Source organism: Ancylobacter oerskovii, from assembly GCF_018390555.1.
Classification (GTDB): Bacteria; Pseudomonadota; Alphaproteobacteria; order Rhizobiales; family Xanthobacteraceae; genus Ancylobacter; species Ancylobacter oerskovii.
Genome location: NZ_JAHBGB010000002.1, coordinates 598,457 through 610,409, shown reverse-complemented (window position 1 = coordinate 610,409; position 11,953 = coordinate 598,457). Strand labels below are relative to the sequence as shown.

Here is an 11,953-nt window from a genome sequence, read left to right as displayed (position 1 = left end):
TGACGCTATATACCAACGCTACTAGAATTCCGACGGAAGGTCGAAGTCATGCGACAATAGCCTCCGTCGGTTCCGGCGTACTCTATATACGTGAAGCAGGTGGATATTATGGGTGACATATCATCCTCCTCCTCACGTGCAATGAGTAGTTCAAAAACTCAACTTTTCGCTGAGATATCCAGCCTCGCCGGATGAAGAGACCATACACAGGGGGGCTCTCTCGCGCAACGCTCTTGGCCGTCCCGATGCCGTCGCGGGTGGTCGATTCGGTTCGCCGGCACCGACCGCGTCCGACTGCTAGTCGGCAAATCTCTGACTCCTCTGGAAGATTCAGGAAGGCGGCGCGAATCGGGCCGGAGCAGGTTTTTTTTGATCGCGCCCGATGGAGCCGGCCCGGCGGAGGCGATTCTCGGCGGTGTGCGGAGCGTGGCATTCAAGCTGTTGATTTATCACCCGAATATTTGTGCGCCCGTTAACGGTTTCCGGCGCTTGCGACAGAGCTTGCGCTGCGTTAGGCCGGGATCGGAGTCAAGGCTGGAATGTGGCGCGGTCGCGCTCCGTTTCCATCTGTGTCGTTGATGTGACGGATCGCCTGCCGCGCCGAGGCGGGCGGGCCGGCGGTCGCGCCAACGCAGAAAGCCCGGCACGGAGCCGGGCTTTCTGTTCTTGTGCGGATAGGCGCGTATCGGTGCGATCAGGCGCTGAGCTTGGCCAGACGCAGGGTCAGGCGCGACACCTTGCGCGAAGCGGTGCTCTTGTGGAGGACACCCTTCTGCGCCGCGCGCATGATCTCCGGCTCGGCGGCCTTCAGGGCCACCGCGGCAGCGGCGCCGTCGCCGGCCGCCAGAGCTTCCTCGACCTTGCGGACGAAGGTGCGCATGCGCGAGCGACGGCTCGCATTGACCTCGGTACGACGCGCAATCTTGCGAGCCGCCTTCTTGGCGGAGGGCGTATTGGCCATCGGCCGTCCTCTTCGATCTCGCCGGTTCAGCGCAAGCCGTGCCGGCAGGAATGTCGTGTGACAAAAGGGAAGCGGGCGCTCCATGGGAGGGCCCGCGTGAGTGGCGGGCTTATAGTCGGGGGGCGCCGCGGCGTCAATAGCGGCGGGGGCTCTTCACCGGTTGTTAAAGTTCGGGCTGCGCTTCTCGGCGAAGGCGCCCATGCCTTCCTTCTGGTCGAGCGTGGCGAACAGGGCCTGGAACAGCCGGCGCTCGAATCGGATGCCCTCGCTGAGCGTCGTCTCGAAGGCCCGGTTGACACTCTCCTTCGCCATCATCACCGAGGGCAGGGAAAGATTGGCGATGGTCTCGGCGACCTTCATCGCCTCGGCCGGCAGGTCCGCCAGCGGGACCACCCGCGAGACGAGGCCGTACATATCGGCTTCGCTGGCGGTAAGTGTCCGTCCTGTCAGGCACATTTCCATCGCCTTCGCCTTGCCGACCGCGCGGGTGAGGCGCTGCGAGCCGCCGGCGCCGGGGATGATGCCGAGCTGGATCTCCGGCTGGCCGAAGCGGGCATTGTCGGCGGCGAGCAGGATGTCGCACATCATGGCGAGCTCGCAGCCGCCGCCCAAAGCGTATCCCGCTACCGCGGCAATCGCCGGCTTGCGGAAGCGCGACAGTCGTTCCCAGGAGGTGATGAAATCGTCGGAATAGGTGCCGGGAAAGCCAAGTCCTTGCATTTCCTTGATATCCGCGCCGGCGGCGAAGGCGCGTTCCGAGCCGGTGAGAATGACCGTGCTGATGCCGGCATCGGTCTCGAAACCGTCCAGCGCCCGGTTCAGCTCGGCGATCAATGCCGAATTGAGCGCGTTCAGCGCCTTGGGGCGATGGAGGGTGATGACGCCGACGCGCCCGTTGGTCTCGACCAGGATGTTCTCGTAACCCATTGGCTCGTCGTCCCTATTTCTGGCATTCCCTGCAATGGAAGGTGGAGCGCCCGGCCTGGACCAACCGCTCGATCGCGCCGCCGCAGCCCGGCGTGAGGCAAGGCTCTCCGGCGCGGCCATAGGCGCGGAAGGTGTGCTGGAAATAGCCGAGCGTGCCGTCGACCTGCGCATGGTCGCGCAGGGTCGAGCCGCCGGCGCGGATCGCCTCCTCCAGCACCTCGCGGATCGTCGCGACGAGCCGTTCGACCGGTCCGGTGGGGTGTCGCGTGGGAACGATTTCCTCGTCCGGCGGTCCGATGGGGCCGACGAGGCTGGCCGCCGGCCGGTCCGGGGCGATTCCCGCCCGGTGCAGCGCCTCGCAGACATAGATGTTGCCGAGCCCGGCGACGACGGTCTGGTCGAGCAGCACCGCCTTGATCGGCGAGCGGCGCCCGGCACAGGCCGCCGCCAGCGTCGCGGCGTCGAAGGCATTGCCGAGCGGTTCCGGCCCGAGGTCGCGGAACAGCGGATGCTGTTCCAGCTCGTTGCGCGGCACCAGCAGCATGGCCCCGAAGCGGCGCGGGTCGTTGTAGACGATGCGGGCGCCACTCTCGAAGCCGAACTCGACATGATCATGCGCCGCCGCCTTGGAGCGGGGGAGGGCGAAGCCGCCGGGCAACTGCGCCTCCGTCTCCGGCAGCTCGATGCGGAAGGAGCCGGACATGCCGAGATGCATGACGAGCGCCTCGGCGGGGTGCGGCCCTGCCGCCTCGAGGTCGGCGACCAGATATTTCGCCCGCCGCCCCAGCCCGGCGACGCGCCGGCCGGCGAGCCGCTCGGCGAAGCGCTCCGGCAGCGGCCAGCGCAGGTCCGGGCGCCGGGCCACCGCCTCGACTAGCCGCATGCCCTCCATCACCGGGGCGAGGCCGCGGCGGACGGTTTCGACTTCGGGCAGTTCGGGCATCGGCGGCTCCGGGAGTGACGTCCCTCGGGGGGACGCACTCTATATAAGAGAGAGTCCGGCGAGAAACCTCTCCAGCCCGGCGGCGTCGGTGAAGCGGTGGGCGTGGAGGCCGGCGGCGCGGGCGCCGTCGATGTTCACCTGCTTGTCGTCGATCATCACCGCTTCCTGCGGCGCGGCGCCGTAGAGCGCGGCGAGGCGGCGATAGATGTCGGGATCCGGCTTCTTGGTGTTGAACTCGGCGGCGACATGCATGGCCGGGCCGAACACCTCGCGCAGGCCGGGCACCAGAAGGTCGAAATGCTCCTTCATGATGTGCCCGTTATTGGTGAGCAGCGCGATCGGGGTGCGCCGGGCCACGCGCAGCGCCAGATCCACCACCTGCGGGAACAGCGTCATGGCGAGGCCGCGCGTGCGCGCCCATTCCGGCCGGCCGAACGGCACGCGCAGCGCGGCCGAGAGGGCGGCGAGATAGGCGTCGGCATCGAGCTTCCCGGCATCGGCCGCATCCTCGATGCCGTCCTCCCAGATGAGCCGCGCGACATCCGCCAGGCTGAGGCCGGCCAGCTCGGCGATCGCCTGCTGGCGCGCGGCCACGTCGTAATGCAGCAGCACGTCGTCCATGTCGAAGATGACGAGCCGCACGGGCGGCCGGCCCGGAGGGGCGGGCGTGCCGGGAGCCATCGCCTCGCCCGTCACGGCAGGGCGTCGTATCCCTCGCCGAACCCCTTGAGGCTGAGCGGGATGCCGATTCCCTCTTCCGGGGTCTGGAACACGATGAAGGTGGCGTTCTGGCCGTTGCGCAGCTGCTGGGTGAGCTTGTCGTCCAGCACCACCTCGGCGACGCAGCCATTGGGCACGCAGCGCACGAAGCCGGCGCGGCCGACATCGGTGTTGTCGATCTTCAGCCCGAGGCCGGAGGGCAGCAGCACGCCGAGCGGGGCGAGCACGCGCAGGAGGCGGCTCTGGCCGTCGGCGGTCTTCAGCACGATGACGGTGAGGCCGACATTCGGCCGGTCGTCGGCCTGCACGCTCTGCAGCAGCACGCACTGCTCGGACTGGGCGCCGGGCGGCGTGTCGCAGCGGATCTGCCATTCGCCGTGCACCGAGCGCACGACGCCCTGGGCATGCGCCGAGCCGCCGGCAACGCCGACGAGGAGGAGCAGCGCCAATATGGCAGGGTGGAGGGCCGGGAAGCCGCGCATGGGCCTTGTCTCCCAATCAGGATTGGTCATTCGGGCGAAACCCGGGACGACGATAATAACGAGGGGTGAAGAAAGGGCGAATCGCCGCGACGGCGATGGCGACCCTCCCGGACCCGATCGGGTCCCCCGCTCGGGCAAGGGGGTTACTAGGCTTCCGCGCGATGTCAAGAATGCGGCGGCGGCTTGCCGATTTTCCTGCCTTCACGTTGCTTTCAAGCCCCTGTCGCCGGCCGGCGCCGGAGATGGAACGGTTCCAGCCACCCGACGTCTTGTCGCAGAGGTAGAGGTGGTTGTTTCGTTGCCCGGTGGGTCATTTTGTGTTTGATGAAGATCAAATGTGACCGGCTGGCCTGCCTCAACGCGGCCGCCGGGAAGACTGGGCGTCGAGGGGAGTGACGATCGCAATGAACGGGCGGACGAGCGCTAATCGGACCAGCCGTAACTGGATCAGCCCCGCCCTGCGCGCCGGGGCGGGCGTCGCGGGCGCGGCCGCCGGCCTGCTGGGCCTCGCCGGCGCGGCTTTCGCCGGCACCGGCCAGCCCTCGCCCTGGCAGGTGAACTTCCAGGGCGCGGCCAGCCCGGTGATGGAGAACATCCACTCCTTCCACCACTTCCTGCTCGCCATCATCGTCGCGGTGGTGGTGCTGGTGGCGGTGCTGATGGCGGTGGTGGCGTTCAAGTTCAACGAGAAGGCCAACCCGGTGCCCTCGCGCACCACCCACAACACCCTCATCGAGGTGCTGTGGACGGTGGTGCCGGTGCTGATCCTGGTGGCGATCGCCATTCCCTCCTTCCGCCTGCTGTTCCTGCAGCTCGACCTGCCCAAGGCGGACCTGACGCTGAAGGTGACCGGGCACCAGTGGTACTGGTCCTATGAATATCCCGACAACGGGCCGTTCGGCTTCGACAGCCTGATGGTGGCGGAAGCCGACCTGCAACCCGGCCAGCCGCGCCTGCTCGCCGTCGACAACGAGGTGGTGGTGCCGGTGAACAAGACCGTGCGCATCCAGGTGACCTCCGCCGACGTGATCCATTCCTTCGCGGTGCCCTCCTTCGGCGTGAAGATCGATGCCCTGCCGGGCCGCCTGAACGAGAGCTGGTTCCAGGCGACCAAGGAGGGGGTGTATTATGGCCAGTGCTCCGAGCTGTGCGGCAAGGACCACGCCTTCATGCCGCTCGCCATCCGGGTGGTGAGCGAGGCGGACTTCACCGCCTGGGTCGAGGACGCCAAGAAGAAGTTCGCGGCGGCCGAGGCGCCGGCCCGCGTCGCCGCCAACGAGAACGCGCAGCTGCCGGCGGCCCGCTGACGGGACGGCGGACGTCAGGCTCTGGGATTTAAGAAGCGCGTGCAAGCGCGCGAGTGAGGGACGGATCTATGGCGACACATGCAGCCGGTCATGCGCACGGTGGCGACCCGACGGGTTGGAAGCGCTGGGTCTATTCGACCAACAACAAGGACATCGGCCTGATGTACCTGATCTTCGCCATCGTGGCGGGGATCGTCGGCGGCGCGCTCTCCATCGGCATCCGCATGGAGCTGCAGGAGCCGGGGATGCAGATCTTCTCCGATCCGCAGACCTTCAACGTGTTCACCACCGGCCACGGCCTCATCATGATCTTCTTCATGGTGATGCCGGCGATGATCGGCGGCTACGGCAACTATTTCGTGCCGCTGATGATCGGCGCGCCGGACACCGCCTTCCCGCGCATCAACAACGTCGCCTTCTGGCTGCTGCCGCCGGCCTTCGCGCTCGCCATCCTCTCCCTGTTCGTCGAGGGCGCCGCCGGCTCCAACGGCTTCGGCGGCGGCTGGACCATCTACCCGCCGCTCTCCTCCAAGCTCGGCCATCCCGGCCCGGCCATGGACCTCCTGATCCTCTCGCTGCACATCGCCGGCGCCTCCTCGATCCTCGGCGCCATCAACCTGATCACCACCATCCTGAACATGCGCGCCCCGGGCATGACGCTGCACAAGATGCCGCTCTTCGCCTGGTCGCAGCTGGTCACCGCCTTCCTGCTGCTCTTGTCGCTGCCGGTGCTGGCGGGCGCCATCACCATGCTGCTCACCGACCGCAATTTCGGCACCACCTTCTTCGACCCGGCCGGCGGCGGCGACCCGATCCTGTTCCAGCACCTGTTCTGGTTCTTCGGCCACCCCGAAGTGTACATCCTGATCCTGCCGGGCTTCGGCATCATCTCGCACATCGTGGCCACCTTCTCGAAGAAGCCGGTGTTCGGCTATCTCGGCATGGCCTATGCCATGGTGGCGATCGGCGTGGTCGGCTTCGTGGTGTGGGCGCACCACATGTACACGGTGGGCCTGTCCTCCGGCACCCAGGCCTATTTCGTCGCCGCGACCATGATCATCGCCGTGCCGACGGGCGTGAAGATCTTCTCCTGGATCGCCACCATGTGGGGCGGCTCGCTCTCGTTCCGCACCCCGATGCTGTGGGCGTTCGGCTTCATCTTCCTGTTCACGGTGGGCGGCGTCACCGGCGTGGTGCTGTCCAACGCCGGCATCGACCGCTCGCTGCACGACACCTATTACGTGGTGGCCCACTTCCACTACGTGCTGTCGCTGGGCGCGGTGTTCGCCATCTTCGCCGGCTGGTACTACTGGGCGCCGAAGATGTTCGGCTACATGTACTCCGAGACCATCGGCAAGCTGCATTTCTGGCTGACCTTCGTCGGCGTGAACCTGGTGTTCTTCCCGCAGCACTTCCTCGGCCTCGCCGGCATGCCGCGCCGCTATGCCGATTATCCCGACGCCTTCGCCGGCTGGAACTTCGTCTCCTCGATCGGCTCCTACATCTCGGGCTTCGCGGTGCTGGTGTTCCTGTTCGGCATCTACCGCATGTTCGCCGCCAAGGTACCGGCCGGCGCCAATCCGTGGGGCGAAGGCGCGACGACGCTGGAATGGACGCTGCCCTCGCCGCCGCCCTACCATCACTTCGACGTGCTGCCGCGCATCAAGTGAGTACCGGAATGCCCGGACGGGTTCGCCTTTCGCGGCCCGTCCGGTAGAAGACGAAGGCGCCGCCCTGCGCGGCGCGATGAAGCCGCAGGCGCCGCCGCGCGCGGCGCTGGAGTGACGACATGACCGACGTCGCATCGCGCGATTACGACCTCACCGCCGCCGAGGAGCGCCCGCTCGACGGGCCGTCCTATGCCTCGGTGTCCGACTATGTCGCGCTGCTCAAGCCGCGGGTGATGTCGCTCGTCGTGTTCACCGCGCTGGTGGGCATCTTGCGCGCGCCGGGCGAGGTGCATCCGGTGATCGCCTTCACCGCGCTGTTGTGCATCGCCATCGGCGCCGGCGCCTCCGGCGCGCTCAACATGTGGTGGGACGCCGACATCGACGCGGTGATGAGCCGCACCAAGCGCCGGCCGGTGCCCGCCGGCCGCGTCACCCCCGGCGAGGCGCTCGCCTTCGGCATGACGCTGTCGGTCGGCTCGGTGCTGGTGCTCGGCCTGCTGGTCAACGTGCTGTCGGCGGCGCTGCTGGCCTTCACCATCTTCTTCTATGCCGTCATCTACACGATGTGGCTGAAGCGCTCGACGCCGCAGAACATCGTGATCGGCGGCGCCGCCGGCGCCTTCCCGCCCATGGTGGGCTGGGCCGCCGCCTCGGGCGGCATCGGCCTCGAAAGCGTGATCCTGTTCCTGATCATCTTCTTCTGGACGCCGCCGCATTTCTGGGCGCTGTCGCTCTACAAGGCCGACGACTATGCCCGCGCCGGCGTGCCGATGCTGCCGGTGGTGTCCGGCCCGGACGAGACGCGCCGGCAGATCCTGCTCTACACGCTGCTCTTGGTGCCGCTCGCCATGTCGCCCTGGTTCCTCGGCATGGCCGGCCTCGCCTATGGCGTCGTCTCCGGCGTCACCGGGGCGATGATGCTGGCGCTTGCCGTGAAGGTGTACCGCCTGCGCGAGGGGGCACCCGCCATCAAGGCCTGCAAGCAGCTGTTCGGCTTCTCGATCCTCTACCTCTTCACGCTGTTCGCGGTGCTGCTGGTCGAGGCGCTGCATGTGCCGTCCTGGCTCTCCGGGCTCGGGATCTGAGCCGATGGCGCAAGGAAGCCTCTCCATGGCCGAGCAAGACAGCACGCCGCGGGATACGCACCGACAGGATCCCCACCGACAGGATTCCCACCCGCGCAAGGCGTCGCCGGACGCGAAGGGCCGGCCGGACGGGCAGGCGCCGGCCGACGGCGTGGTGCTGACCGAGGAGCAGCGCCGCCGCCGGCGCTCGCGTTCCGTCGCCATCGCCGTGGTGCTCGGCGCGCTGTGCGTGCTGTTCTATATCGTCACCATCGTGAAGCTCGGCCCGGCCGTGCTGATCCGGCCGCTGTGAGGCGAGGATGAGCGACAGCCCCGCGCCCCACCCGGAACGCGCGCCCGTCCCCGCGGGCGGCGCGAATGCGCGCCGGCACGGATGGGTGGCGGCGGGCTGCGTGGCCTTCGTGGCGCTGATGGTGGGCGCCGCCTATGCCGCCGTGCCGCTCTACCAGCTGTTCTGCCAGGTGACCGGCTTCGGCGGCACCACCCAGGTCGCGGCCAGCGCGCCCGCCGCCACCTCCGACCGCGAGATCGAGGTGCGCTTCGACGCCAATGTCGCGCCCGGCCTGCCCTGGCGCTTCGCCCCCGAGCAGCGCTCGGTGACCGTGAAGCTCGGCGAGACCAGGCTCATCTTCTACAAGGTGGAGAATATCGGCCCCAAGCCGGTGACGGCGACCGCGAGCTACAACGTCACCCCCGGCCAGGCGGGCTACCACTTCGCCAAGATGCAGTGCTTCTGCTTCACCGACCAGACCCTGCAGCCGGGCGAGACGCTGGACATGCCGGTGGTGTTCTTCGTCGACCCGGCGCTGGCCGCCGACCCCGACGCCACCGGCGTGAAGACCATCACCCTGTCCTACACCTTCTTCGCCAAGGCCCATGTCGCGATGCCGGATGCGGCGGCGCGGCGGCAGCCGGACGCGGCGGAGAAGTCCCCGCTCTAGGCGCTTGCCCATCGACCGGGCGGCGTCCGGTCGATGGGCAAGCGCCGCGGCGGGACGCCCCGGCCATGCCGGCGCCGGTTCGCGGCCGGCGCGGCCGGAACCCAGGACCTTCCTCCATCGCCCGGGCAGCCTCCGGCCGATGGAAGAGGGCCCGACCCGCCGGAGCCTCTCCGCAGCTGCCATCCGGCATTGCGGGAGGGCGAGGGCTTGCGGGACCCGGCCCGGCGGGCGGATACGCCGCAGCTGGGCCGTGACCTAGAGGCAGAACGACACATTGCGGCCGCAAAGTCGGACCGCTAGGAATAAGACGGAACGGAGAGCGCGACCCATGGCCGAGGCCCACGCCAAGCAACACGACTACCACCTCGTCGATCCGAGCCCGTGGCCGTTCGTGATTTCCGTCTTCGCCTTCGTCATGGCGGTGGGCGCGGTGTTCTGGATGCATGGTCAGCTCACCGTGCTGGTGATGATCGCCGGCATGCTGGGCGTGGTCTACACCATGATCGTGTGGTGGCGGGACGTGATCCGCGAGGGCCAGCAGCACTACCACACGCGGGTGGTGCAGCTGCATCTGCGCTACGGCATGATCCTGTTCATCGCCTCCGAGGTGATGTTCTTCGTCGCCTGGTTCTGGGCCTTCTTCGACGCCTCGCTGTTCGCCGGCGAAGCCATCAACTACACCCGCGCCGAATTTACCGGCGGGCACTGGCCGCCGCAGGGCATCGAGACCTTCGATCCCTGGCACCTGCCGCTGCTGAACACGCTGATCCTGCTCACTTCCGGCACCACGCTCACCTGGGCGCACCACGCGCTGGTGCATGGCGACCGCCAGCAGGCGAAGTGGGGCCTGTGGTGCACGGTGGCGCTGGGCGTGCTGTTCTCCTCGCTGCAGGCCTACGAGTACAGCCACGCCACCTTCGCCTTCTCGGGCAACATCTACGGCGCCACCTTCTTCATGGCGACCGGCTTCCACGGCTTCCACGTCATCGTCGGCACCATCTTCCTCGCCGTGTGCCTCGGGCGCATCTATGCCGGCCACTTCACCCCGACCGCGCATTTCGGCTTCGAGGCGGCGGCCTGGTACTGGCACTTCGTCGACGTGGTCTGGCTGTTCCTCTTCACCTTCATCTATGTGTGGGGTGCGGGTACCGTCGCGGCGCATTGAGCGGCGCATCCGACAGATTTCGGCGGGGCGGCTGGGGCCGCCCCGTTCGCGTTTTCGCCCCGCCGGCCTTCCACGCCGCCGGTGCCCGCCAGAGAGCCTGCCCCGCGCGGCGGCGGGCGTGATGTCCGGGCCCGGCCCCGGCCGCCCGAAATGCCTCGCGCCGTCCGGGCGCGCGTGCCGCCCCGGCGGGACGGGACGCTGATGGGGACGACCCTGCCGGCCGCCGGGACCCGGCGCGATGCCCGGGCGACACCCGCCCGTGCGGCAGGAACGGAGGCCGGCCCGCCTGCGCCGGCAAGACGACGGAGAGACGAGAATGGACCTGCAACCCTTCCATACCGGCGTCTCGCCCTATGCCGCGGGCCTTGCCTGCCGTTGCCCGCGCTGCGGCCGCGGCAAGCTGTTCGCCGGTTTCCTTTCCGTGGCCCCGGCCTGCACCCAATGCGGGCTCGACTACAGCTTCGACGATTCCGGCGACGGGCCGGTGGTGTTCATCATCCTCGCGGCCGGCTCGCTGGTGGTCGGCCTCGCTTTGTGGGTCGAGATCAGCTTCGCGCCGCCGCTCTGGGTGCACGCCATCCTCTGGACGCCGCTGGTGCTGATCTCGACGCTCGGCCTGCTGCGCCCGCTGAAGGCGACGCTGATCGCCCTGCAATATGCCAAGAAGGCGGAGCAGGGCCGGCTCGACAAGGGTGAACCGTGAGCGAGCCTGCCTCCCCGGCCCGCCGCCCGATGAAGCGCGGCCGGGTTATCGGGCTGATCGCCAGCGGCCTCGCCTTTGCGGTGCTGGTGTCGCTCGGCGTCTGGCAGCTGGAGCGGCTGGCCTGGAAAGAGAGCCTCATCGCCAAGGTGGAGGCCCGCATCCACGAGGCGGCGGTGCCGGCGCCCGAGGAGCAGGACTGGGGCACGGTCGATTTCGACGATGACGAATATCGCCGGGTAAGCGTCGCCGGCCGCTTCCGCCACGACCTCGAGGTGCAGGTCTACACGCTGGCCGACCAGACGCCGGACGGCGGCGGCGGGCCGGGCTACTGGGTGATCACCCCGCTTGTCACCGCCGAGGGCGCGGCGATCCTCGTCAATCGCGGCTTCGTGCCGATGCGGCTGAAGCCGCCGGCCAGCCGCGCGGAAGGCCAGGTCGAGGGCGTGGTGAACGTGACCGGGCTGATCCGCATGCCGGAGGAGGGCGGGCTGTTCACCCCGCAGAACGACCCGGGCAAGGATGCCTGGTTCGTGCGCGATCCCTTCGCCATCGGCGAGGCCAAGGGCCTGCTGCGGGTGGCGCCCTTCCTCATCGATGCCGATGGCGCGGGCAATCCCGGCGGCTGGCCGCAGGGCGGGATGACGCGGATCGCCTTCCCGAACCGGCACCTGGAATATGCGCTGACCTGGTTCGGCCTCGCCGCCTCGCTGGCGGGCGTGGGGGCGGCGGTGCTGTGGCGTCGGCGGAGGGGGTAGGGAAGCCGTTCGGTCGGGTGCGCTCGCGGCAGAGCCCCAGTCCGGGCCCCAGTCAGGACGCGGCGCCCAGTGGAATCGCTCGATCGGCGGTGGCCATAGCCTGCCGCAGTTCCGGGAGACCCCTGTCCACGCCGTCTCGGGGACAAGCCTCCAATCGACACCCTGCTTGCGCGCGGCAGCCCGCCCCGGAGACCGACAATTTTCATGAGTGCGCGACCTCGGCCTGGGGCCGCGGCGGGGCGTTTGCGGTGCGGTAACCGAGATGCTTGCCACTCGGGCGTGCCGCCACTAGGT

At 68.6% G+C, this 11,953-nt stretch carries 13 protein-coding genes; 8 read left to right on the top strand and 5 right to left on the bottom strand.

Annotation, left to right across the window (positions count from 1 at the left end; genetic code table 11):
* Positions 1-694 precede the first annotated feature (694 nt).
* The 5 genes from rpsT to KHC19_RS03110 form a co-directional block, all read right to left on the bottom strand.
* Positions 695-961: a 30S ribosomal protein S20 gene (gene rpsT, locus KHC19_RS03130; RefSeq protein ID WP_213350542.1), complete on the bottom strand. Its 267-nt coding sequence runs from the start codon at positions 959-961 to the stop codon at positions 695-697.
* Positions 962-1,114: 153 nt separating this feature from the next.
* Positions 1,115-1,888: an enoyl-CoA hydratase gene (locus KHC19_RS03125; RefSeq protein ID WP_213350541.1), complete on the bottom strand. Its 774-nt coding sequence runs from the start codon at positions 1,886-1,888 to the stop codon at positions 1,115-1,117.
* Positions 1,889-1,901: 13 nt separating this feature from the next.
* Positions 1,902-2,831 (bottom strand): bifunctional DNA-formamidopyrimidine glycosylase/DNA-(apurinic or apyrimidinic site) lyase, encoded by a 930-nt coding sequence (mutM, locus tag KHC19_RS03120; protein WP_213350540.1) that lies wholly within the window; start codon positions 2,829-2,831, stop codon positions 1,902-1,904.
* Positions 2,832-2,870: 39 nt separating this feature from the next.
* Positions 2,871-3,473, bottom strand: coding sequence for an HAD-IA family hydrolase (locus tag KHC19_RS03115; protein WP_343207637.1), 603 nt, complete (start codon positions 3,471-3,473; stop codon positions 2,871-2,873).
* A gap of 50 nt (positions 3,474-3,523) precedes the next feature.
* Entirely contained in the window at positions 3,524-4,033 is a 510-nt protein-coding gene (locus KHC19_RS03110; RefSeq protein WP_213350539.1) for an invasion associated locus B family protein, read from the bottom strand.
* Between the two features lie 404 nt (positions 4,034-4,437).
* Between KHC19_RS03110 and coxB the strand changes: the two genes are divergently transcribed.
* The 8 genes from coxB to KHC19_RS03070 all read left to right on the top strand — a co-directional run bounded on the left by coxB (position 4,438) and on the right by KHC19_RS03070 (position 11,659).
* Positions 4,438-5,340, top strand: a complete 903-nt coding sequence (gene coxB, locus KHC19_RS03105; protein WP_213350538.1) for a cytochrome c oxidase subunit II — start codon at positions 4,438-4,440, stop codon at positions 5,338-5,340.
* Positions 5,341-5,408: 68 nt separating this feature from the next.
* Positions 5,409-7,010 carry a cytochrome c oxidase subunit I gene (ctaD, locus tag KHC19_RS03100; RefSeq protein WP_213350537.1) on the top strand — a complete coding sequence of 534 codons (1,602 nt, stop codon included), beginning with the start codon at positions 5,409-5,411 and terminating at the stop codon, positions 7,008-7,010.
* A gap of 119 nt (positions 7,011-7,129) precedes the next feature.
* The gene (locus tag KHC19_RS03095) at positions 7,130-8,095 is read left to right on the top strand and encodes a heme o synthase (protein ID WP_213350536.1); all 966 of its coding nucleotides are present in this window, start codon (positions 7,130-7,132) and stop codon (positions 8,093-8,095) included.
* Positions 8,096-8,120: 25 nt separating this feature from the next.
* Positions 8,121-8,387 carry a hypothetical protein gene (locus tag KHC19_RS03090; RefSeq protein WP_213351064.1) on the top strand — a complete coding sequence of 89 codons (267 nt, stop codon included), beginning with the start codon at positions 8,121-8,123 and terminating at the stop codon, positions 8,385-8,387.
* A 7-nt stretch (positions 8,388-8,394) separates the two neighbouring features.
* Complete coding sequence (locus KHC19_RS03085) at positions 8,395-9,036, top strand: cytochrome c oxidase assembly protein (protein ID WP_213350535.1); 642 nt, start codon at positions 8,395-8,397, stop codon at positions 9,034-9,036.
* A gap of 328 nt (positions 9,037-9,364) precedes the next feature.
* Positions 9,365-10,201: a cytochrome c oxidase subunit 3 gene (locus KHC19_RS03080; RefSeq protein WP_213350534.1), complete on the top strand. Its 837-nt coding sequence runs from the start codon at positions 9,365-9,367 to the stop codon at positions 10,199-10,201.
* A 316-nt stretch (positions 10,202-10,517) separates the two neighbouring features.
* Complete coding sequence (locus tag KHC19_RS03075) at positions 10,518-10,904, top strand: DUF983 domain-containing protein (RefSeq protein WP_213350533.1); 387 nt, start codon at positions 10,518-10,520, stop codon at positions 10,902-10,904.
* On the top strand, positions 10,901-11,659 hold the full coding sequence (locus KHC19_RS03070; protein ID WP_343207636.1) for an SURF1 family protein: 759 nt from the start codon (positions 10,901-10,903) through the stop codon (positions 11,657-11,659). The genes KHC19_RS03075 and KHC19_RS03070 overlap by 4 nt, the downstream gene beginning before the upstream one ends.
* Positions 11,660-11,953 lie beyond the last annotated feature (294 nt).

Excerpts from the sequence above, each read along its gene's own strand:
- rpsT (WP_213350542.1), bottom strand. The coding sequence starts at position 961 with ATGGCCAATACGCCCTCCGCCAAGAAGGCGGCTCGCAAGATTGCGCGT.
- KHC19_RS03125 (WP_213350541.1), bottom strand. The coding sequence starts at position 1,888 with ATGGGTTACGAGAACATCCTGGTCGAGACCAACGGGCGCGTCGGCGTC.
- mutM (WP_213350540.1), bottom strand. The coding sequence starts at position 2,831 with ATGCCCGAACTGCCCGAAGTCGAAACCGTCCGCCGCGGCCTCGCCCCG.
- KHC19_RS03110 (WP_213350539.1), bottom strand. The coding sequence starts at position 4,033 with ATGCGCGGCTTCCCGGCCCTCCACCCTGCCATATTGGCGCTGCTCCTC.
- coxB (WP_213350538.1), top strand. The coding sequence starts at position 4,438 with ATGAACGGGCGGACGAGCGCTAATCGGACCAGCCGTAACTGGATCAGC.
- ctaD (WP_213350537.1), top strand. The coding sequence starts at position 5,409 with ATGGCGACACATGCAGCCGGTCATGCGCACGGTGGCGACCCGACGGGT.
- KHC19_RS03095 (WP_213350536.1), top strand. The coding sequence starts at position 7,130 with ATGACCGACGTCGCATCGCGCGATTACGACCTCACCGCCGCCGAGGAG.
- KHC19_RS03090 (WP_213351064.1), top strand. The coding sequence starts at position 8,121 with ATGGCCGAGCAAGACAGCACGCCGCGGGATACGCACCGACAGGATCCC.
- KHC19_RS03085 (WP_213350535.1), top strand. The coding sequence starts at position 8,395 with ATGAGCGACAGCCCCGCGCCCCACCCGGAACGCGCGCCCGTCCCCGCG.
- KHC19_RS03080 (WP_213350534.1), top strand. The coding sequence starts at position 9,365 with ATGGCCGAGGCCCACGCCAAGCAACACGACTACCACCTCGTCGATCCG.
- KHC19_RS03075 (WP_213350533.1), top strand. The coding sequence starts at position 10,518 with ATGGACCTGCAACCCTTCCATACCGGCGTCTCGCCCTATGCCGCGGGC.